Origin of the sequence: Streptomyces shenzhenensis (assembly GCF_021462265.1) — a bacterium.
Classification (GTDB): Bacteria; Actinomycetota; Actinomycetes; order Streptomycetales; family Streptomycetaceae; genus Streptomyces; species Streptomyces shenzhenensis.
The window spans coordinates 1-20477 of the sequence record NZ_JAJONF010000015.1 but is presented as its reverse complement, the minus strand read 5'-3'; the positions used below and the strand labels follow the sequence as shown (position 1 = coordinate 20477).

General features: G+C 72.0%; 17 protein-coding genes. 5 read left to right on the top strand and 12 right to left on the bottom strand.

What is annotated here, in order from left to right:
- Positions 1-6: 6 nt before the first annotated feature.
- The 8 genes from LQ326_RS20385 to LQ326_RS20350 are packed head-to-tail and all read right to left on the bottom strand — an operon-like array spanning position 7 to position 9132.
- Entirely contained in the window at positions 7-1179 is a 1173-nt protein-coding gene (locus LQ326_RS20385) for an acyl-CoA dehydrogenase family protein (protein ID WP_234538653.1), read from the bottom strand.
- A 56-nt stretch (positions 1180-1235) separates the two neighbouring features.
- A complete protein-coding gene (locus LQ326_RS20380; RefSeq protein WP_234538651.1) occupies positions 1236-2087 on the bottom strand; it encodes an alpha/beta fold hydrolase in 852 nt (283 codons plus the stop codon).
- 39 nt (positions 2088-2126) lie between these two features.
- Positions 2127-3299 (bottom strand): acyl-CoA dehydrogenase family protein, encoded by a 1173-nt coding sequence (locus LQ326_RS20375; RefSeq protein ID WP_234538649.1) that lies wholly within the window; start codon positions 3297-3299, stop codon positions 2127-2129.
- A 27-nt stretch (positions 3300-3326) separates the two neighbouring features.
- Complete coding sequence (locus LQ326_RS20370) at positions 3327-4535, bottom strand: ABC transporter permease (protein WP_234538647.1); 1209 nt, start codon at positions 4533-4535, stop codon at positions 3327-3329.
- A 2-nt stretch (positions 4536-4537) separates the two neighbouring features.
- Positions 4538-6127 carry a sugar ABC transporter ATP-binding protein gene (locus LQ326_RS20365; RefSeq protein WP_234538645.1) on the bottom strand — a complete coding sequence of 530 codons (1590 nt, stop codon included), beginning with the start codon at positions 6125-6127 and terminating at the stop codon, positions 4538-4540.
- Positions 6128-6130: 3 nt separating this feature from the next.
- The gene (locus LQ326_RS20360; RefSeq protein ID WP_234538643.1) at positions 6131-7318 is read right to left on the bottom strand and encodes a sugar ABC transporter substrate-binding protein; all 1188 of its coding nucleotides are present in this window, start codon (positions 7316-7318) and stop codon (positions 6131-6133) included.
- A gap of 57 nt (positions 7319-7375) precedes the next feature.
- Positions 7376-8224: a fumarylacetoacetate hydrolase family protein gene (locus tag LQ326_RS20355; RefSeq protein WP_234538641.1), complete on the bottom strand. Its 849-nt coding sequence runs from the start codon at positions 8222-8224 to the stop codon at positions 7376-7378.
- On the bottom strand, positions 8221-9132 hold the full coding sequence (locus tag LQ326_RS20350) for a VOC family protein (RefSeq protein WP_234538640.1): 912 nt from the start codon (positions 9130-9132) through the stop codon (positions 8221-8223). Before LQ326_RS20350 ends, LQ326_RS20355 begins: the two co-directional genes overlap by 4 nt.
- Before the next feature lie 217 nt (positions 9133-9349).
- On the opposite strand from LQ326_RS20350, the gene LQ326_RS20345 reads away from it, so the two are divergent.
- Genes LQ326_RS20345 through LQ326_RS20335 form a run of 3 tightly spaced genes read left to right on the top strand, consistent with a single transcriptional unit; the run spans position 9350 to position 14273 of the window.
- A complete protein-coding gene (locus LQ326_RS20345) occupies positions 9350-10195 on the top strand; it encodes an alpha/beta fold hydrolase (protein WP_234538639.1) in 846 nt (281 codons plus the stop codon).
- 59 nt (positions 10196-10254) lie between these two features.
- A complete protein-coding gene (locus LQ326_RS20340) occupies positions 10255-11730 on the top strand; it encodes a 3' terminal RNA ribose 2'-O-methyltransferase Hen1 (protein ID WP_234538638.1) in 1476 nt (491 codons plus the stop codon).
- Positions 11727-14273, top strand: a complete 2547-nt coding sequence (locus LQ326_RS20335; RefSeq protein WP_234538637.1) for a polynucleotide kinase-phosphatase — start codon at positions 11727-11729, stop codon at positions 14271-14273. The genes LQ326_RS20340 and LQ326_RS20335 overlap by 4 nt, the downstream gene beginning before the upstream one ends.
- 9 nt (positions 14274-14282) lie before the next feature.
- Here the strand turns inward: LQ326_RS20335 and LQ326_RS20330 are convergent, their stop codons facing one another.
- Entirely contained in the window at positions 14283-15188 is a 906-nt protein-coding gene (locus tag LQ326_RS20330; protein WP_234538636.1) for a hypothetical protein, read from the bottom strand.
- A complete protein-coding gene (locus LQ326_RS20325) occupies positions 15185-16318 on the bottom strand; it encodes an SPFH domain-containing protein (protein ID WP_234538635.1) in 1134 nt (377 codons plus the stop codon). Before LQ326_RS20325 ends, LQ326_RS20330 begins: the two co-directional genes overlap by 4 nt.
- A 151-nt stretch (positions 16319-16469) precedes the next feature.
- Here LQ326_RS20325 and LQ326_RS20320 point away from each other — a divergent pair, with 151 nt between their 5' ends.
- Together LQ326_RS20320 and argF are read left to right on the top strand one after the other, a co-directional pair.
- A complete protein-coding gene (locus LQ326_RS20320) occupies positions 16470-17693 on the top strand; it encodes an arginine deiminase (RefSeq protein ID WP_234538634.1) in 1224 nt (407 codons plus the stop codon).
- A 164-nt stretch (positions 17694-17857) separates the two neighbouring features.
- Positions 17858-18865, top strand: coding sequence for an ornithine carbamoyltransferase (gene argF, locus LQ326_RS20315; protein WP_234538633.1), 1008 nt, complete (start codon positions 17858-17860; stop codon positions 18863-18865).
- A gap of 167 nt (positions 18866-19032) precedes the next feature.
- Here argF and LQ326_RS20305 read toward each other — a convergent pair whose 3' ends face one another.
- Together LQ326_RS20305 and LQ326_RS20300 are read right to left on the bottom strand one after the other, a co-directional pair.
- Positions 19033-19485 carry an ATP-binding protein gene (locus LQ326_RS20305; protein ID WP_234538632.1) on the bottom strand — a complete coding sequence of 151 codons (453 nt, stop codon included), beginning with the start codon at positions 19483-19485 and terminating at the stop codon, positions 19033-19035.
- Positions 19486-19727: 242 nt separating this feature from the next.
- On the bottom strand, positions 19728-20477 hold a 750-nt coding region (locus tag LQ326_RS20300), incomplete at its 5' end, for an elongation factor 1-alpha C-terminal domain-related protein (RefSeq protein WP_434056953.1).

The following is a 20477-nucleotide window of genomic DNA, read 5'->3' as shown; positions in this document are numbered from 1 at the left end:
GCCGGGTCAGGCGAACGGCGGGGGCGAGGGGAGTTCCGCGCCGAGGTCGTCGGCGGCCCAGGCGACGCTCACCACCTCGGTGAGGTTGCAGATGTGGCTCAGGCCCGACTGCAGGTCACGCCAGTACCGTTCGTTGGGCAGGCGCAGGTGGATGCCCTGGGCGCCGGAGAGCTTGTAGAGGCGGTCGACGGCGTCGGTCGCGCGGCGCACGGCACGGACCCCGTCGCGGCGGGCGGTCAGCCGCTGGGTCCAGCTCATCTCGCCGCCCCTGTCGACGAAGTCGAACAGCTCACGCATGTCGCTCAGGAGGTGGGCCCTGGACGCGGCGACGTCGGCGGCGGCCTCGGCGTAGGTGTTCAGCTGGATGGGGTCCTTGCTGGCGACGCGGCCGTCGGCGGAGACCCGCTGGACCATGTAGTCCCGGTAGACGTCGAGGGCGCCCTGGGCGATGCCGATCGTCGCGCTGTTGATCGCGGCGGAGAAGACCACCGGGAACTTCAGCCGGTAGAGCGTCGTGCCGGGCCGGCGGTCCTCGTAGGCCCCGTCGTGCATGGCCATGCCCTCGACCACGCGGTAGTCGGGGACGAAGACGTCGTGCATCTCGACGTCCTTGGAGCCGGTGCCCTTCAGGCCCAGGGTGTTCCAGGTGCCGTCGAGGATCGTGTAGTCCGCGCGCGGGATGACGAAGTGGCGGATGTCCGGCGGCGTGGCGGGGTTGCCGGATCCGTCGACGACCATCCCGCCGAGGATGACCCAGGCCGAGTGGTCGGTGCCGGTCGAGTACGGCCAGCGGCCGGAGAAGAGGAAGCCGCCGTCGACCGGTGTGGCCCTGCCGAAGGGCGCGTACGGCGACGCGGTCCAGGTGTCGGGGTCCTCGCCCCAGATCTCCTCCTGGAGACGGTGGTCCATCATCGCGATCTCCCACGGGTGGACCCCCACCACGCCGCTGACCCAGCCCGCGGAGGGCGAGGCCGCGGCGACGGCCATCACCGCCCGCATGAACTCGACCGGGTGGGCCTCCTGACCGCCGAACTCGACCGGCTGGTACATCCGGATGACGCCGGTGTCGCGGAGGGCCGCGGCCATCTTGTCGGTCAGCCGGCCGAGGTCGTCGCTCGGGACGGACTCCTCCTTCAGGACCGGGATCGCGGCGTCGACCTTGGGCGTGACATCGCTCATGTGCGTATGACCTTCCTGGGGCGCGCGCCGGCCGGCCGGCGCGCGGGGTGGCACTGTCAGTTGTGGGCGACGAAGGCGGTCACGAGCCGGTTGAACTCGTCGGCGTGCTCGACCTGCGCCCAGTGGCCGCACCGGTTGAGCAGGACCAGCCGGGCGTTCCGGATCCGCGAGAGGAGGGTCAGGGAGTTCTCGAAGTGGACGACCCGGTCGTCACGGCCGTGGATGAGCAGCGCCGGGATGTCCGTCGACTCCAGGGCGTCGAGGGAGAACCACCGCCTGATCGCGCCGCCGCGGGCGAAGCCGTCGAGGTAGTTCGCGAGGTGCTCGGGGTGCCTGGCGGCGCCGGCGGCGCGTTCGGCCGCGAGTTCGGCGGTCGCGAAGCGGGCGGTGTCGTAGGTCATGACCTCGGTCAGCCGCTTCATCGACTCCGCGGACGGGTCGCGGTAGGCGGCGACGAGGACCTTCATGCCCTCGGACAGGCCGCCGCCGGGTGTGAGGAGCTTGGGCTGGGGGCCGGAGCCGGGCCCCATCGTGATGACGTGGCTGACCCGCTCGGGGTACTCGGTGGCGAGGCGGAGGGTGGTGATGCCGCCCATGGAGTTGCCGACGAACGCGGCCTTCTCGATCCCGAGCGTGTCCAGGAGCTGGACGGCGGCCTTGGCGTGGTCGCGCTCCTCCGCGGTCACCGGGTCGGACTCGCCCCAGCCGGGCATGTCGGGCGCGAGCACGCGGAAGTGCGCGGACAGCGGCTCGATGTTCGTCTTGAAGTTGCTCCAGCCCGTCGCGCCCGGCCCGGAGCCGTGCAGGAGGACGACGGCGGGGGCGTCCGCGGGGCCCGCCTCCTGGCAGTGGATGGTCCAGTCCGCGGTCTGCACGGACCGGCTGGTGTCGTCGTACGTCAGCGCCATTGCTCAAGTACTCCTGGGATCTGAGGTGGTGACGGTCGTTCAGTACTGCGCGGTGGGCGGGACGGCGCCGCCGAAGCGGTCCAGGCCCCAGGCGAGGTAGCAGGGTTCGCGGCTGTTGCACACGTGGGTCGCCGCGACCTGGAGGTCCCGCCAGTAGCGCTCCAGCGGCGACGCCTTCTGGATCGACGAGGAACCCATCAGCCGGTAGAGCTCGTTGACCGAGCCGATCGCGCGGTCGGTCGCCCGTACCTGGTCGCGCCGGAAGCGGAGCCGGTCCTTGACCGTGATGTCGCCGCCGGAGGCGACCGTGTCGTAGAACCCGGCGATGATCACGCGGACGTGCGCGATCCCCGCCTCCACGTCGGCGTGCGCCTTCGCGAGCGCGTCGAGGACGAAGGGGTCCGTCCTCGAGACGCTGCCCTGGGAGGAGACCCGGTCCTCGATGTGCTGCTCGGCGGCCGCGACGGCGCCCCGGGCGATGGCGAAGGTGCCCGCGCTGATCGCGAAGGGGAACATGACCCCGAACCGCATCGCGTACAGCGGCGCGCCCGGCCGCCACCGGTCGCTGTAGGTGTTGTCCCGGACCTCGACGCCGTCGAGGACGCGGTGGTCGGGGACGAACACGTCGGTCATCCGGACGTCCTTGGAGCCGGTGCCGGACAGGCCCATGACGTGCCACGAGTCCGGGACGATCTCGTAGTCGGAGCGCGGCAGGACGAAGTGGCGCATCGTCGGCGGCGTCGTGGGCCGGCCGGACTCGTCGGCGAGCAGGCCGCCGAGGATGACCCACTCGCAGTGGTCCGTGCCGGTGCTGAAGGGCCAGCTCCCGCTGAACCGGTAGCCGCCCTCGACCGGCACCGCCCGTCCGAAGGGGGCGTACGGCGAAGCGACCCAGATGTCGCGGTCGTCCCCGTAGACCTCCTTCTGGAGCCGCGGGGACGCGATAGAGATCTCCCACGGATGGATGCCGACGACGCCGGCGATCCAGCCGGCCGACGGGTGCCGCTCGCCGACGGCGAGGACCCAGTCGAGGAAGTCGTTCGGGTGGGCCTCGAAGCCGCCCAGGTCCTTGGCCTGCAGGAGGCGGATCCCGCCCGATCCCCGGAGGATCTCCATGGTGCGGTCGGTGATCCGTCCGAGCTCGTCACTGGGTTCGGCCTCGGCGCGCAGGGCGTCCGCGTGTTCGAGGATGTACGCCGTTGCCGGGTGCATGGTCGGTGGTCCTTTCGGCGTGGGGGGTTATTCGGTGGTCCGGTCGCGGACGACCTTGGCGAGGGTGACCGCGACGACCAGGCCGGCGCCGTAGAAGACGTTCTGGATCCAGCCGGAGAAACCGAGCAGCTGGAGGCCGAAGATGCCGGTCGTGAGGAAGTAGATGGCGATCATCGTGCCGACCGGGTTGAACATGCCCGGCTGGACGACGGCCGTGCCCAGGAAGACGGCGGCGAGCGCCGGCAGCAGGTAGGTCGCCGACGAGGAGGAATCGAAGCCGCCGACGGTCGCGACGAGCATGACCCCCGCGAGACCGGCGACGAGCGCGCCGGCGAGGTAGGCGCCGATCCGGATCCGGCGTACGGGAATGCCCGCCAGCCGGGCGACCTCGGGGCTCGCCCCGACGAAGACCATGCCGCGGCCGAGCGGCGTCCAGCCGAGGAGGTACGCCAGGAGGGCCGCCAGGAGGATGCCGTAGTAGAACGAGACCGGCATGCCCAGCACCTCGTGCAGCGCGAAGCCGCTCAGCGAGGGGCTCGCGACCGAGACGATCGTCGATCCGGAGACGGCCTGGGCGGCTCCCATCAGCAGCGTGCCCATGCCGAGGGTGACGACGAAGCTGGGCACCCCGATGATCACCACGAAGAACGCGTTGACCGCGCCGGCGGCCAGGCAGACGAGCAGCGCGAACAGGCAGGCGGCCCAGACGTTCCAGCCGTGACTCGTCACGAGGACCGGGATGAGGGTCGCGGCGATGCCCATGACCGAGGCGATCGAGAGGTCGAACTCCCCGACGACAAGGGTGATCATCGCCGACATCGCGAGGAAGACGAGGACCTGCTGGGAGCCGAAGATCGAGGAGATCGTCGCCGTGGAGCCGAACCGGTGCGGCATGAGGATGTAGTAGACGAGCGCCATCAGCGCCCACACGACGACGAGGGCGTACCTGCTCGCCGCCGCCGGCCAGGGCATCCGGCCGCGGTCCGGCGTCGTGGTGCCGGGGTCCGTCGTGGCGTTGGGGTCCGGCGTGGTGCCGGTGGTCGTCGTCGTGGCGTCGGGGTCCGTCGTGGTGTCGGGGTCCGGCGTGGCGTCCGGGACCGGCGTGGTCCGCCGGCCGTCGGCCGGATCGTGGCCGGGGGCCGGTTCCTGGCCGGGGGCCGGATCGTGGCCCGCGGCCGGTTCCTGGTCGGCTCCGGCTGCGAGGACGGAGTCGGAACGGCGCGTGAGGTCCGACATGGTCACCTCCCCTCGGTCCCAGCGGACCGGTCGTCTCGTGTGTCGGTGGTGGGTCCGGCCGGTGCCGGCCCGGTGGGCGCGGGCTCCTCGTACACGGCCTCGAACACGTCGTCCGGCTCGTGGGTGCGCAGGGTCCGCACCCGCCCGTCCAGGCCGACGACGAGGATCCGGTCGCAGGCGTCCACGAGGTCGGTCGGCTCGATGCTCACGAGGAGGACACCGAGACCCCGGGACGCGGCCTCGCGGATCGAGCGGAGGATGTCCGCCCGGGCGCCGACGTCGACGGCCTGGGTCGGTTCGTGCAGGACGACGGCCTCCGGTGCGACCGCGAGCCACTTCGCGAGGAGGACCTTCTGCTGGTTGCCCCCGGACAGCTCGCGGATCAGGGACCGCGCGGAGCGGGCGCGGATGCCGAGCCGGGTGATCGCCTCGGCCGCCGTGGAGCTCTGCCAGCGGCGTCCCACGAACCAGGGCCTGCCCCGGCGGTTGACGTCGGGGATGGCGATGTTGTCGCGGATGCTCAGCTCCAGGGCGAGCCCCTCGACGACGCGCTTCTCCGGGACGAGGGCGACGCCGGCCTTGAGGCAGTCGCGCACGTCGGCCCGGCTCAGGTCGACCGTCCGCCGGCCGGTCGTGAGCAGGCCGGCCTTCGCCCGTTCGATGCCGGCGACCAGGCGGGGAACCCACTCGAACCCACTGCCGGGCAGCCCGGTCAGCCCGACGACCTCCCCGCGCCGGATCTCCAGCGCGAAGTCGGTCAGGCCCCGGGCGGTCAGCCCGGTGACCGTCGCGACGGCTGGCGCGTCGGTGAAGTCGCGCTCCTCGCGGGCGACGGCGTCGACGGTGCGGCCGAGCATGTGCCGGGCGAGGTCGTGCTCGGTGAGGCCCTTCGTGGGGAGCGCCGCCGCCGCGACCCTGCCGTCCCGCAGGACGGTGACCCGGTCGGCGAACCTGAGCACCTCCTCCAGGTTGTGACTGACCATCAGGATCGACGTTCCCTCGGCGACGATCCGCTTCAGCAGACCGTGGAACCGGTCGAGCTCCTCGCGGGGCAGGGCCCGGGTCGCCTCGTCCAGGACGATCAGGCCGCGCCCCGGTTCGAGGTCGCGCAGCGCCCGTGCGATCGCGACCTCGGCACGGCGCGTCGGGGACAGGGACGCGACCGGCGCGGTGGGGTCGACCGGCACCCGCAGACGGTCCAGGACCCGGCGCGCGACCTCGTTCTGCGCGCGCCAGTCGATCTTCCGTGTCGTCTTGGCGTGCCGGTAGCCGCCGACGCCGATGTTCTCCGCGACGGTGAGCTGGTCGAGGAGTCCGAGGTCCTGGTGGACCACGGACACCCCCGCCGCGGACGCCTCGCTCCACCGCACGGGCAGGCTCAGCCCGGTCCCGTCGACGAGGACCGAACCGCCCGGGTCCGGGGCGTGGTAGCCGGTCAGGATCTTGACGAGGGTGGACTTGCCGCACCCGTTCTGGCCCACGAGGGCGTGGATCTCACCGGGCGCGACGGCGAGGTCGGCGTCCTGGAGGGCGCGGGAGCCGCCGTACGTCTTCGACAGCCGCCGCGCCTCGAGCCGGAGTTCGGTCCCCATGGGTTACTTCAGTCCCCAGGCGGTGAGGAACCTGGCGCGGTAGCCGCTGCCGCCGAACCAGTCGTCGGAGAGGTACTTCTGCGGCGTCAGGGTCAGCGAGCCGACGTTGTCCCCGGTGAAGTCACGGGTGACGAGCTGGTCGCCCTTGGAGACGTCGTCACCGGCGAGGAGCTGCATCATCGCGTGGGCGAAGCGCCATCCCTCGTACAGGACCGGGGTACCGAGGTCGGATGCCTGGCGGCCGTCCTTGACCCGCTGCAGTCCGGCCAGGTCGGAGCTGGAGGAGAAGACCTTGATCCTGCCCGCCTTGCCCGCGCTCTGGATGCCCTGGAGGACCGAGGGGACCATCGTGTCGACCGGGACGATGACCGCGTTCGTGTCCGGGTTCTTCAGGAGCGCGGCGCTGATCGCCAGGCCGAGCTTGTCGAGGTTGACCGTGGTGAACTCGACGCTGTCGATCTGGCAGCCCGGGCAGAGCTCCCTGAACTTGGCGATGCCCTTCGCGCTCGCGGTCCGGGTCGTCGTGGAGTCCATGAGTTTGGCCCACACCACCTTCGCCGAGTCGCCGAGCTGGGCGACGGCGCTCTCCGCCATGGCCTCGTGGAGGGCGAAGACGCGCGGAGTGTTGTCGTAGAACGCGAGGGTCGCGTCGTTCGTTCTGCCGCCCGACGGGGCGACGCCGCCGACGACGACCTTGACGCCCTTGTGCGCGAGCTGGTCGAAGGCGGGCCCGGCCATCTGGTAGTCGATGAACGAGGTGATGACGCCGTCGGCCTTCTCGTCGCCCGCGGTCTTCAGACAGGAGGCGATCGAGGTCGGGTTGAACTTGCCGTCGCAGGTGTCCACCGTCGCGCCCGCGGCGGAGAGCGCCTGCTGGACACCGACTCCGACGCCGTGGATGACGGGCACCTGGTCGCCGAGGGCGACGTAGGTGAACCGCTTGCCCTTCAGGTCGACCTTCCTGCTCAGCTTCGGGACGTCCGGCCACTGCGGGGCGGCGGCCCAGGCGGCGACGTCCTTCTTCGCCTGTGCGGTGCCGGCGCGGTCGGCCGCGGTGCTGGTGCCGCCGGAGGTCTTCGTGTCCGTCGAGTCCTGCTCGCCCGCGCCGCAGGCGGTGAGGAGGAGGGCGGTGGCGGTGACGGTGGCCGCGGCCAGGGTGGTGAACCGCCGGGTGGCGAGGGGGTGGGTCATGGGTTCGGCTCCTTTGCCGGTGCGGGCCTGGTCCGGCGGACTCAGGTGGCGCGGGGTTCAGCGGAAGACGTGTCGCATCCGCCCGATGCCGTCGATCCAGGTCTCCAGAACCTGGCCGGAGGCGAGGTAGCGGGGCGGGTTCAGCCCCATCCCGACGCCGTCCGGCGTCCCCGTGAACACGAGGTCGCCGGGCTGGAGGGTGATGACCTTCGACAGCTCGGAGAGCGAGCGCGGGATGGAGAAGAGGAGCTTGGCGGTGGTGCCGTCCTGGACGGTCTCGCCGTCGACCGAGCAGCCGAGCCGCAGGTCGTCCGGGTCGTCGAACTCGTCGAGGGTGACGACCCACGGCCCGATCGGCGAGAAGCCGGGGTAGGACTTCGCGAGACCGAACTGCGGTGCGGGCCCGGAGAGCTGGCGGGTCCGCTCGGAGATGTCCTGCCCGATGGTCAGGCCCGCGAGGTGGTCGAACACGTCCTCGGGCGCGACGTCGTGCAGGGGGGCTCCGACGACCGCGACGGCCTCGACCTCCCAGTCGGTCGTGCCGCCCGGGGGCAGGGCGATCTCGCCGTACGCCCCGGTGATCGACGAGGGGAACTTCGCGAAGACCGGCGGCAGTTCGGTCGGCGCCTCGAAACCGGCCTCGGCCGCGTGCTCGGCGTAGTTCAGGCCGATCGCGACGATCGTGCCCGGTTTCGGCACCGGTGCGTCGAGCTCCTGAGGTCGTACGGTCTCGGCCGCGGCCCCCGCCCCGGCGTGGGCGGCGAGCCACTGCCGGATCTCGGCGACGCGGCCGTACATGGCCATCGGGTCGGCCGGGAACCGGCCGCCGCTCGCGGACTCCAGATCCCAGCCGGACGACTCGTCCCGCAGGACGAACGCGCGCCCGTTGCGGCTGGCGAGCCTCATCGGGCCGGCTCCTCGATCTTGTTCAGGATGCCGGGCGGGTTGGTGCGTCCCCACTCGGTCAGCTCGTGGCCCCACAGGGAGGGGCGGTCGTTCGTCGAGGCGGCCCAGGTGCGGTCGTCGAGCACGAGACCTCCGCAGCCGTACTCGATCTGGAACGAGGACGGCGTCGACATGTAGAAGCTCGTCATGAGGTCGTTGGTGTGGCGGCCGAGCGCCCGGACGATCGGATGGCCCTTCGCCCGGGCGAGGTCGTACCCGGTGCCGACGTCGTCGAGATCGCGCACCTCCAGCATGAGGTGGTTGAACCCGGCTGTGCCCGGCACCTCGGCGATCCCGAGGGAGTGGTGCCGGCCGTTGCAGTGGTAGAAGCGGACCTTCATGAACTCCTCGTCCACCCGGTCCGAGAGGGTGAAGCCGAGCAGGGCGCCGTAGAACGCGTCGGCCTCGGCCAGGCTCGGCGTGATGAGGACGATGTGGCCGAGGCCGAAGTCGTCGCTCACGAAGCCGCCGATCCGCCGGCCCGGCCAGAACACGCCGGGGTGGCGCCGCTGGCCCCAGACGAACTCGTGACGGTTCCCCCACGGGTCGGCCACCCACCACATGCCGGCGACGGCGCGGTCCGCGCACTCCTCCGCGGTGCCCTCGGTGACCTCCAGCCCGGTGTCCCTGAGGCGCCAGACGTACGCCGCGAGTTCGGACTCGTTGACGAAGCCCCAGCCGGCGCTCTCGAAGGCGTCCTCGGGTCCGGGCGAGACCGTGATCCGGTGTGCCGCGTCGTCGACGCGCAGGCGGACCGAGCCGTCGGCACCGCGGGGGGCGAGCTGGCAGCCGAGGACCTCGGTGGCGTACGCGACCCAGTCCTCGTGGCGTGGGGAGGCGACTCGGAGGTACGCGAGTTCCCTGATCATCGAATCTCCCTTGATTCGGGACCACGACGGACGCGACATCGGCGCGTCCCTGTAGTGGTTGCACCAGAGGATGCAGGACCCATGACGCGAACGCAAGAGGCGGACAACCAGGAACTTTGGTGGTTCAACGGGTCTTGTGGCGGTGTGGAAGCGGCCATAAATTGTAGTGCTTGATTCAGACGGATTCGCAGCTCTCGCGAGCGTGGAGGAGCCACCCATGACCACCGTGACCAGCAACGACGTCGCCGTCGGAGGCGTCACCTACCGGCTTCACCGGACCGGGGTCGAGGCCGACGAGGCCCTCCTCTTCCTGCACGGCTCGGGACCGGGGGCGACGGGGACGTCCAACTGGAAGGCCGTCATCGAGGAGCTCGGCGAGCGCTACTACTGCCTGGCGCCGGACATGATCGGCTTCGGCGACTCGACCCATCCGGAGGAACCGCCGACCGGCATGGGCCCGCTCAACCTCGTCCAGGCCGAAACCCTGTGGGACCTGCTCGACGAGCTCGGCGTGCGCAAGGCGCACCTCGTCGGCAACTCGATGGGCGGGATGATCGCACTCCGCATGGCCCTGAGCCGGCCGGAGCGCGTCGGCACGATGCTCCTCATGGGATCCGGCGGCGCTCCGGACCTGCCGGTCACTCCCGGTCTTGAGCACCTGCGCACCTTCTACGCCGACCCGACGCCCGGGCAGCTGCGCAAGCTCCTGGCGTCCTTCGTCTTCGACATGAGCACGCTCTCCGGAGTCGTCGACCGCGTCGTCGCCGAGCGCATGCCCTACATCGAGCGGGCCGACGTCAAGCGCTCGCACGCCGCGATGTTCGCCCCCGGCACGAAGCCGCCGGCCTTCACGGCCGAGGAGCTCACCTCACTGCCGCACAAGACCCTGTGCGTCCACGGCCGCGACGACATCATCGTCCCCGTCGAGTCGAGCACCTATCTCGCGAGGACACTGCCGGACGCGACGCTCCACATCATCCCCAAGTCAGGTCACTGGACGCAGATCGAGGCACACGACGTGTTCGTCCACCTCCTCGAGGACCTGCTGCACGACCGGATCTGAAGCGGCCTCCCGGGAAAACCGGTGGTCGCGGCGGGGGCGGGCCGGGAAGAATCGGACGGGTGTTCCTGACGATCTCCACGAGCGGCACCGCCGCCTCCCCGGCCACCGACCTCGGGTTCCTGCTGCACAAGCACCCCGGCAACGCGCAGTCGTTCACGACGTCCTACGGCGTCGCGCACGTCTTCTACCCCGAGGCGGACGCCGAGCGCTGCACCGCGGCGCTGCTCCTGGAGGTGGACGCGGTCGCGCTGGTCCGGCGCGGCAAGGGCAAGGGACGCGGCGGCGCACCCGACGCGGCGCTCGCGCAGTACGTCAACGACCGCCCCTACGCGGCCTCCTCACTGCTCGCCGTGGCGATCGGCAACGTCTTCTCCAGCGCGATGCGCGGCGTCTGCAAGGCCCGCCCCGAAGCCCCGGCACAGCCGAGGCCGTTGCGCGTCGAGGTGCCCGCGCTGCCCGCCCGCGGCGGCCCCGTCCTCGTACGGCAGCTCTTCGAGCCGCTCGGCTGGACGGTGACCGCCGAACCGGTCGCGCTGGACACCGGGTTCCCGGAGTGGGGCGACTCGCGCTACGTCGGCCTGGTCCTGGAGTCCGAGGCCCTGACCCTCTCCGAGGCGCTGCGCCACCTCTACGTCCTGCTCCCCGTCCTCGACGACGCCAAGCACTACTGGGTCTCCTCCGAGGAGGTCGACAAGCTGCTGCGGGCCGGCGAGGGCTGGCTGCCCGGCCACCCCGAGCAGAAGCTCATCACCAGCCGCTACCTCTCCCGCCGCTGGTCGCTGACCCGGCAGGCGATGGAACGGCTGGAGCTGGTACGCCTCGCCGAGGCCGACGACAGCGAGGTCGAGGAGATCGACAACGCGGTCGAGGAGGAGGCGGAGGCGGAGGAGAAGCCGACCCCGCTCGCCGTGCGGCGACGGGAGGCGATCATCGAGGCGCTGCGCCGGTCCGGCGCGTCCCGCGTCCTCGATCTCGGCTGCGGCCAGGGCCAGTTGGTGCAGGCGCTGCTGAAGGACCCGGCCTTCACCGAGATCGTCGGCGTCGACGTGTCGATGCGAGCCCTCGCCATCGCCTCCCGGCGGCTCAAGCTGGACCGCATGGGGGAGCGGCAGGCCGCCCGCGTCAAACTCCTCCAGGGCTCGCTGGCCTACACCGACCGGCGGCTCAGGGGGTACGACGCGGCCGTGCTCAGCGAGGTGATCGAACACCTCGACCCGCCGAGGCTGCCCGCCCTGGAGTACGCCGTGTTCGGCGCCGCCCGCCCGCGCACGGTTCTCGTCACCACCCCGAACGTCGAGTACAACGTCCGCTGGGAGACCCTCCCGGCCGGCCACACCCGGCACGGCGACCACCGCTTCGAGTGGACCCGCGCACAGTTCCGCGCCTGGGCCCACCGGGTCGCCGAACTCCACGGCTACGAGGTCGGGTTCACCGCCGTCGGACCGGACGACCCCGAGGTCGGCCCACCCACCCAGATGGCCGTTTTCCACACCGGCACGGCCACCGTCGTCGCGAAGGAGGCGAAGGCAGCATGACCGAGACACAGCACCACGGACGGGTCCTCCCCGTCACCGACCTCTCCCTGGTCGTCCTCGTCGGCGCCTCCGGCTCCGGCAAGTCCACCTTCGCCCGGCGCCACTTCAAGCCGACCGAGATCATCTCCTCCGACTTCTGCCGGGGCCTGGTCTGCGACGACGAGAACGACCAGAGCGCCACGAAGGACGCCTTCGACGTCCTGCACTACATCGCCGGCAAGCGGCTCGCCGCCGGCCGCCGCACGGTCGTCGACGCGACCAGCGTGCAGCAGGAGTCCCGGCGCGGGCTGATCGAACTGGCCAGGCAGCACGACGTGCTGCCCATCGCCGTCGTCCTCGACGTGCCCGAGGAGGTGTGCGCCGAACGCAACGCGGCCCGCACCGACCGGGCCGACATGCCGCGCCGGGTCATCCAGCGCCACATCCGCGAACTGCGGCGCTCGCTGCGCCACCTGGAGCGCGAGGGCTTCCGCAAGGTGCACGTCCTGCGCGGGGTCGAGGAGGCCGAGTCGGCGACCGTCGTCACCGAGAAGCGGTTCAACGACCTGACCCACCTCACCGGCCCCTTCGACATCGTCGGCGACATCCATGGCTGCGCGAGCGAACTGGAGGCCCTGCTCGCCAAGCTGGGCTACACCGACGGCGTGCACCCCGAGGGCCGTACCGCCGTCTTCGTCGGCGACCTCGTCGACCGCGGCCCGGACAGCCCGGGCGTGCTGCGCCGGGTGATGTCGATGGTCCGGTCGGGCAACGCCCTGTGCGTGCCCGGCAACCACGAGAACAAGTACGGCCGCCACCTCAAGGGCCGCAAGGTCCAGCACACCCACGGACTCGCCGAGACCGTCGAGCAGATGGACCGCGAGAGCGAGGAGTTCCGGGCGCAGGTACGGGAGTTCATCGACGGACTGGTCAGCCACTACGTCCTCGACGGCGGGAAGCTGGTCGTCTGCCACGCCGGGCTGCCCGAGAAGTACCACGGCCGCACCTCCGGCCGGGTCCGCTCGCACGCGCTGTACGGCGAGACCACCGGCGAGACCGACGAGTTCGGCCTGCCGGTGCGCTACCCGTGGGCCGAGGACTACCGGGGCCGCGCGGCCGTCGTCTACGGCCACACCCCGGTCCCGGAGGCCACCTGGCTGAACAACACCATCTGCCTGGACACCGGTGCCGTCTTCGGCGGCAAGCTGACCGCGCTGCGCTGGCCGGAGCGGGAGCTGGTCGACGTACCGGCCGAGCGGGTCTGGTACGAGCCGGCCCGGCCGCTGCGCACCGAGGCGCCCGGCGGTCAGGACGGACGCCCGCTGGACCTGGCGGACGTGCAGGGCCGGCGGGTCGTGGAGACGCGCCACCAGGGCCGGATCGCGGTCCGCGAGGAGAACGCGGCCGCCGCCCTCGAGGTGATGAGCCGCTTCGCGATCGACCCGCGGCTGCTGCCGTACCTGCCGCCGACCATGGCCCCGACGGCCACCTCACACGTCGAAGGCCATCTCGAACACCCGGCCGAGGCCTTCGCCCAGTACGCCGCGGACGGGGTCGCCCGGGTGGTGTGCGAGGAGAAGCACATGGGCTCGCGGGCGGTGGCGCTGGTGTGCCGGGACGCGGAGGTCGCGCACAAGCGCTTCGGCGTCGCGCCCGGCCCCACCGGCTCCCTCTACACCCGCACCGGACGCCCGTTCTTCACCGACGACTCGGTGACCGAGGAGATCCTCGGCCGGATCCGCGCCGCGGCCGACGCGGCCGGCCTCTGGGACGAACTCGGCACCGACTGGCTGCTCCTCGACGCCGAGCTGCTGCCCTGGTCGCTCAAGGCCTCCGGGCTGCTGCGCACCCAGTACGCGGCCGTGGGCGCCGCCTCCGGCGCGGTCTTCCCGGGCGCGCTGGCCGCGCTGGAGGGCGCGGCGGCACGCGGCGTCGACGTCACCGGACTGCTGACCCGGCAGCGTGAACGCGCCGCCGACGCGGCCGCGTTCACCGACGCCTACCGCCGCTACTGCTGGACCACCGAGGGCCTGGACGGGGTGCGCCTCGCCCCCTTCCAGATCCTCGCGGTCCAGGGCCGCAGCCTTGCCGCGCTCCCGCACGACGAGCAACTCGCCCTCCTGGACCGGCTGGTGGAGCACGACCCCACCGGCCTGCTGCAGACCACCCGCCGCCTGTACGTCGACACCGGCGACCCGGAGTCGGTGCGGGCCGGCGTCGACTGGTGGCTGGAGATGACCGGCCGGGGCGGCGAGGGCATGGTCGTCAAGCCGGCCGGCGCGGTGGTCCGCGACGCGCAGGGCCGGCTCGTCCAGCCCGGCATCAAGTGCCGCGGCCGGGAGTACCTGCGGATCATCTACGGCCCCGAGTACACCCGCCCCGACCACCTCACCCGCCTGCGGGGCCGCTTCCTCAACCACAAGCGGTCCCTGGCGATCCGCGAGTACGCCCTCGGCCTGGAGGCCCTGGACCGCCTCGCGGACGGCGAGCCGCTGTGGCGGGTGCACGAGGCGGTCTTCGCGGTCCTGGCCCTGGAGTCGGAGCCGGTCGACCCGCGGCTGTGAGCCGCGGCGTCAGCCGACCAGCCTGAGCCGCTGCGCGCACGTCCCCACCCGGACCGTCTGCCCCCAGGTCAGCTCCAGGGCGTCGGCCTCGATGCCGTCGCCGAAGGCGATCAGGCGGTCCGACTCGACCGTGAGGGTCAGCGCCGCCGAGGCCGTCAGCTCGCCGGCGACCAGGGCGGTCCCGGTCGCCGGCGAGGGCCAGGCCTCCCGGACGAACCAGAGGAGGCGGTCCTCCGTGGGGGCGGGCAGCGGCAGCCGGCCGCCGCGCTCCTGCCACACCGAACGCAGCCAGCCGGTGGCCCCGGTGCCGGTGCCCACCAGCACCCCGGAGGAGGCCTGGACCTCGACGACACCCCCGTCGTCCTCGAGGCCCAGGCGGTATCGGGTGGTCTGATGGCCGGCGGACCCCAGGTAGATCTCGTTGAGCGCCACGAGCCGCTGCGTGTCGTCGGCGACCGCCTCGACCATCGTCAGCTCGTCGGCCCCAGTGGCCGTGGCCGTGGCGGTGACCGAGGCCAGCAGTACGGCCGCCCGCTGCGGCCGGTGCCGTACCAGCACCCCCGGGTTGCGGCCGGGGTCGGTGTCGATGCCGATCACCGGCTGGCCGTCCAGGTACTTCGCCACGTTCGCCACCAGACCGTCCTGGCCGACCACCACGACCACGTCCTCCGGCGCGAACAGGAAGCGGTCCAGGTCGGCCCGCTCGACCCGGGCCTGGCGCCAGGCCGGCGGCACCGCCGAGGCCACCTCGGCGAGCGCCCGCCGGGTGCGCCGGTGCCGTTCGGCGACCTCGGCCATGTCCCGGCCGCGGGAGGCGAGGAAGAAGGCGGCCTGGCCGTGCGTGCCGTGCCGGGCCACCAACTCCTCGTACTCCGTGGTCCGGTGGACCAGCACGGCACGCGGCGCGAGGCTCACTCCCGCTCCCCGCCCAGCCTGGCCAGCAGCCCGGTCAGCACGTCCGGCGACACGGTCACGCTGTCGATGCGCGGCAGGTTCTCGGCGAGCCGCGCGCCGGTGAGGGCGTGCAGCGTGGCCACGTCCGCCTCGCCGTGCACCCGCAGCCAGGCCGCCTGCGCCGCGGCCCGTGCCTCGCCGACCTCCCGCGCCCCCACGGCCTCGGCCCGCGCGAGCGTGACCGCCCGCGCCGCCTCCGCCTCGCCCAGCTTGACGGACCGGGCCGCCTCCGCCTCCGCCAGGCGCAGGGTGCGCGCCGCTTCGGCGTCCGCCAGCTTCACGGACTTGGCCGCCTCCGCCTCCGCCAGTTTCACCGTCCGGGCCGCCTCCGCCGCGGCCCGGACGGAGTCCGCCGCCGCGTGCTCCTCGGCCTCACGCCGCGCGTTGGCGCCCCGCTGCTCGACCAGCCGCTCCTCGCGGCGGGCCAGTTCGATCTGGCTCGCCAGCTCGTTCTCGGCGATCGCCCGCTCCCGCTCGACGGCCACCGCGCGCCGCTCGTACGTCGCCCGGTCGGCCTCCTGCTGGATCTGCTCGCGGGCCGGGGTGCGCAGCGCCCGCTCCACCTCGGGCTCCGGCCGCAGCGCCATCACCCGGACGGCCACCACCTCGATGCCGGTGGCGGGCAGCCGCGGTTCCGCCGCCAGGCCGGCCGCGATCCGCTCCCGGACCACCGCCACCCCGTCCACCAGCGCCTGCGCCAGCGGAGTGCGGGTCAGCGCGTCCAGCGCGTGCTGCTGGGCCGTCTCGGTCAGCAGCGTGCCGAGCTGTTCGAGGGGCGTGCCGCGCCAGACACCGGTGTCCGGGTCGATGGAGAAGTCGAGGCGGGCGGCCGCGACGGCCGGGTCGCCGACGCGGTAGGTGACGGTCGCCTGGACCGCCACGTCCTGGAAGTCGGCCGTGCGGGCGTGGAACGTCATCGCCAGCTCGCGGTCGTCCACCGGCACCTCGGAGATGGCCGCGGTCAGCGCGCGGAACCAGAAACTGAGCCCCGGACCCTTGTGCAGCAGCTTCTCGCCCCGGTGGTGTCTGACGTGCGCCGTCGGCGCGCCGCGCAGATGCCGCCAGCCCAGGCGCCGGGTGATGTCGGCCATGAATCCCCCTCGTGATTTAGAGTCAGTATGACAATAATCGCGCCCACCTCGCTTGTCGTCAAGGGGACGAGAAGCGGAAACGGCCGGGCGGTCGGGACAAGAAACGGCGGAGCAGGGGGTGAACACGGTCCGCGATGGTCAGGATGGAGGCATGGGATTCCATGTCGACTCCGAGGCCGGGCGGCTGCGCCGCGTCATCCTGCACCGGCCGGATCTGGAGCTCAAAAGGCTCACCCCGAGCAACAAGGACGCCCTCCTCTTCGACGACCTCCTCTGGGTGCGCCGGGCCCGGGCCGAGCACGACGGGTTCGCCGACGTGCTGCGTGACCGCGGCGTCGCCGTCCATCTCTTCGGCGACCTGCTCGAAGAGGCGCTGGCGATCCCGGCCGCCCGCACCCTCGTCCTGGACCGGGTCTTCGACGAGAAGGAGTACGGCCCGCTCGCCACCGACCACCTGCGCGCCGCCTTCGAGGAACTGCCGGCGCGCGAGCTGGCCGAGGCGCTGGTCGGCGGCATGACCAAGCGGGAGTTCCTGGCCGCCCACGAGGAGCCCACCTCGGTCCGCTTCCACGTCATGGACCTCGACGACTTCCTCCTCCAGCCGCTCCCCAACCACCTCTTCACCCGCGACACCTCCGCCTGGGTCTACGACGGCGTCTCCATCAACGCCATGCGCTGGCCCGCCCGGCAGCGCGAGACCGTGCACTTCGAGGCGATCTACCGGCACCACCCGCTCTTCCATGGCGAAACGTTCCATGTCTGGTCGGAGGGGCAGGCCGCCTACCCCTCCACCATCGAGGGCGGCGACGTCCTGGTGATCGGCAACGGCGCGGTCCTGATCGGCATGAGCGAGCGCACCACCCCGCAGGCCGTCGAGATGCTCGCGCACGAACTGTTCGCGGCCGGCTCGGCGCGGACCATCGTCGCCCTGGACATGCCGAAGCGGCGCGCCTTCATGCACCTCGACACCGTGATGACGATGGTCGACGGCGACACCTTCACCCAGTACGCCGGGCTCGGCATGCTCCGGTCGTACACCATCGAACCGGGTACCGACGATAAGGAGCTCAAGGTCACCGACCATCCGCCGGAGCACATGCACCGGGCGATCGCCGCCGCCCTCGGCCTCAGCGAGATCCGGGTCCTGACCGCCACCCAGGACGTGCACGCGGCCGAACGCGAACAGTGGGACGACGGCTGCAACGTCCTCGCCGTCGAACCCGGTGTGGTCGTCGCCTACGAACGCAACTCCACCACCAACACCCATCTGCGCAAGCAGGGCATCGAGGTGATCGAGATCCCGGGGAGCGAGCTGGGGCGGGGGAGGGGCGGACCGCGGTGCATGAGCTGTCCGGTGCAGCGGGACGCCGTGTGACGCGTGACGGGACGCCGTGTGACGGGAGCGCGTGACGGGGCCGTGTGACGCGTGACGTGTGACATTCCGCGGGACCCCGCCCCAAGCCCCTGTATAGAAATGTGGAACATCGTATAGACTTCCAAAGCCCCTGAAGCTGATGACCCCTACCGCTGGAGCGCCCCATGGCGACTGTCCCGACCGCCCTCGCCGGCCGCCACTTCCTCAAGGAGCTGGACTTCACCCAGGAGGAGTTCCGCGGGCTGGTCGAGCTGGCCGCCGAGCTGAAGGCGGCCAAGAAGGCCGGGACCGAGACGCAGTACCTGCGCGGGAAGAACATCGCCCTGGTCTTCGAGAAGACCTCCACGCGCACCCGCTGCGCCTTCGAGGTCGCCGCCGCCGACCAGGGCGCTTCCACCACCTACCTCGACCCGGCCGGCTCCCAGCTCGGGCACAAGGAGTCGGTGAAGGACACCGCCCGGGTCCTCGGCCGGATGTTCGACGCGATCGAGTACCGCGGGCACGGCCAGGTCGTCGTCGAGGAGCTGGCCGCGTTCGCGGGGGTGCCCGTCTACAACGGTCTCACCGACGAGTGGCACCCCACCCAGATGCTCGCCGACGTCCTCACCATGACCGAGCACTGCGACAAGCCGCTCGCGGAGATCGCCTTCGCCTACCTCGGTGACGCCCGTTACAACATGGGCAACTCCTACCTCGTCACCGGCGCCCTGCTCGGCATGGACGTCCGGATCGTCGCGCCCCGGCCGCTGTGGCCGGACGAGACCGTCGTCGAGCTGGCCCAGCGACTCGCCGGCGCGTCCGGCGCCCGGATCACCCTCACCGAGGACGTGAAGGACGGCGTGCGCGACACCGACTTCGTCGCCACCGACGTCTGGGTGTCGATGGGGGAGCCCAAGGAGGTCTGGGACGAGCGCATCGCGCTGCTCGGTCCGTACGCCGTCACCATGGACGTGCTGCGTGCCACCGGCAACGCCGACGTCAAGTTCCTGCACTGCCTGCCGGCCTTCCACGACCTCGGCACCGTCGTCGGCCGCGAGATCCACGAACGGCACGGGCTGACCGAGCTGGAGGTCACCGACGAGGTGTTCGAGTCCGAGCACTCGGTCGTCTTCGACGAGGCCGAGAACCGCATGCACACCATCAAGGCGGTCCTGGTGGCCACGCTCGCCTGACCAGCCCCGTTCATCGGCCCCCGTGCTGGGCGTCGGCCTCTGCCCGGGCCACGAGACCGGGTGGGCGACCTGGATCCGGTTCGCCGTCTTCCCGGCCGTGGGCCCGCTGGTCTACGTCGGTTGCGGGCGCCGGAACTCCACGCCGGTGGTGGCCGGGAACGACACGGTCACGCCGGACGCCACTGACGCGGCACCACAGGAAGCCTGAACCACACCGCCTTGCCGGAGTCCGTGGGGCGGTGCCCGCACGACGAGCTCAGGGCGCGGATCAGCAGCAGGCCGCGCCCGCCCTCCTGCATGGGGTCGGGCTCCTCGATCACCGGACGGGTGAGATGGCCGGGCGGCGCCGGGTCCGGGTCGTGCACCTCGACCTTGCAGCCCCCCGGCATCAGCTCGACGACCAGCTCTATCGGCCCCCGGCCGGCGGTGTGCTCCACGGCGTTGGCGACCAGCTCCGCGGTGAGCAGCTCGGCGGTGTCGGCGTCGGCCGCGTGGTCGGTCTCCTCCATCGCCGAACGCACCAGGGCACGGGCGACCGGCACGGCCGCGACGGTGTGCGGCAGCGCGATACGCCAGGAGGCGGCTGCGGAAGGTGGTTCGTACACGGCGATTCCGTTCATGGCGCAGGCGATCACTGCTTGTCCTGCTTTCGGCTGTAGGAATGGTACGGGTCCCGTTCTGGAGGCCTTCGGCGCCCCCCTGACGAGACCTTCGTCCCGGTAACGGGTGGCTTACCCCGTCCCTGGGCCCCGCTCGCACATCCGGCTCCGCTGTTACCGCGCTATCGACACGCTGTGACCTTGTGACACGGCACATACGAAAGAGCCCCCGGTTTCCGGGGGCTCTTTCGCGGCGGAGGGGGTCAGCCGAACTCGACCATCCCCGCCGTCAGCGTCGCGCCGTCCGCCGGGTCGATCAGGATGAAGGCGCCGGTACGGCGGGAGACCGCGTAGGCGTCCAGCGGCAGCGGCTCGGCGCTGCGCAGGGTGATCCGGCCCAGGTCGTTGGCGATCAGCGCGGTGGCGCCCGCCAGGTCCCGGACGATCGCCTTGACGGTCCGGGTGGCGTGCTTGAGCAGCACCCGGTCGCCCACCCTGAGCGGCCGGTCGGCCAGATGGCACACGGCCGCCGTCACGTCCTTGGTGAGTACGGGCGCCCCGGGACCCGCCGTGATCATGTCGCCGCGCGAGACGTCCCGCTGGTCGGCCAGGCGCACCCCGATGGACCGCGGGGCGTGGGCCGCCTCGACCCCGGTGCCGAGCACGTCGATCGCGGCGATCGTGGAGGTCTCCCCGGACGGGTGGACGGTGACCCGGTCGCCGACCCGCAGCGAGCCGGAGACCAGCTGGCCCGCGTAGTGCCGGATGTCGCCGTGCCGGATGACGTACTGGACCGGGAAGCGGGCCGGGGCGTCGGCCGCGTCCGCGGCCACCGGGACGTTCTCCAGGAACTCCAGGAGCGCCGGGCCGTCGTACCAGTCCATGGGCACGGAACGGTCGACGACGTTGTCACCGGCGAGCGCCGAGACCGGGATCGCGGTGACCTCGGGGAGCCCCAGCTCGGCGGTCTGGGCGGTGAAGTCGGCGACGATCCGCTCGAATGCGGCCCGCTC

Coding starts and splice junctions, on each gene's coding strand:
- LQ326_RS20385 (WP_234538653.1), bottom strand. CDS start 1,179: ATGAGCGATGTCACGCCCAAGGTCGACGCCGCGATCCCGGTCCTGAAG.
- LQ326_RS20380 (WP_234538651.1), bottom strand. CDS start 2,087: ATGGCGCTGACGTACGACGACACCAGCCGGTCCGTGCAGACCGCGGAC.
- LQ326_RS20375 (WP_234538649.1), bottom strand. CDS start 3,299: ATGCACCCGGCAACGGCGTACATCCTCGAACACGCGGACGCCCTGCGC.
- LQ326_RS20370 (WP_234538647.1), bottom strand. CDS start 4,535: ATGTCGGACCTCACGCGCCGTTCCGACTCCGTCCTCGCAGCCGGAGCC.
- LQ326_RS20365 (WP_234538645.1), bottom strand. CDS start 6,127: ATGGGGACCGAACTCCGGCTCGAGGCGCGGCGGCTGTCGAAGACGTAC.
- LQ326_RS20360 (WP_234538643.1), bottom strand. CDS start 7,318: ATGACCCACCCCCTCGCCACCCGGCGGTTCACCACCCTGGCCGCGGCC.
- LQ326_RS20355 (WP_234538641.1), bottom strand. CDS start 8,224: ATGAGGCTCGCCAGCCGCAACGGGCGCGCGTTCGTCCTGCGGGACGAG.
- LQ326_RS20350 (WP_234538640.1), bottom strand. CDS start 9,132: ATGATCAGGGAACTCGCGTACCTCCGAGTCGCCTCCCCACGCCACGAG.
- LQ326_RS20345 (WP_234538639.1), top strand. CDS start 9,350: ATGACCACCGTGACCAGCAACGACGTCGCCGTCGGAGGCGTCACCTAC.
- LQ326_RS20335 (WP_234538637.1), top strand. CDS start 11,727: ATGACCGAGACACAGCACCACGGACGGGTCCTCCCCGTCACCGACCTC.
- LQ326_RS20325 (WP_234538635.1), bottom strand. CDS start 16,318: ATGGCCGACATCACCCGGCGCCTGGGCTGGCGGCATCTGCGCGGCGCG.
- LQ326_RS20320 (WP_234538634.1), top strand. CDS start 16,470: ATGGGATTCCATGTCGACTCCGAGGCCGGGCGGCTGCGCCGCGTCATC.
- argF (WP_234538633.1), top strand. CDS start 17,858: ATGGCGACTGTCCCGACCGCCCTCGCCGGCCGCCACTTCCTCAAGGAG.
- LQ326_RS20305 (WP_234538632.1), bottom strand. CDS start 19,485: ATGAACGGAATCGCCGTGTACGAACCACCTTCCGCAGCCGCCTCCTGG.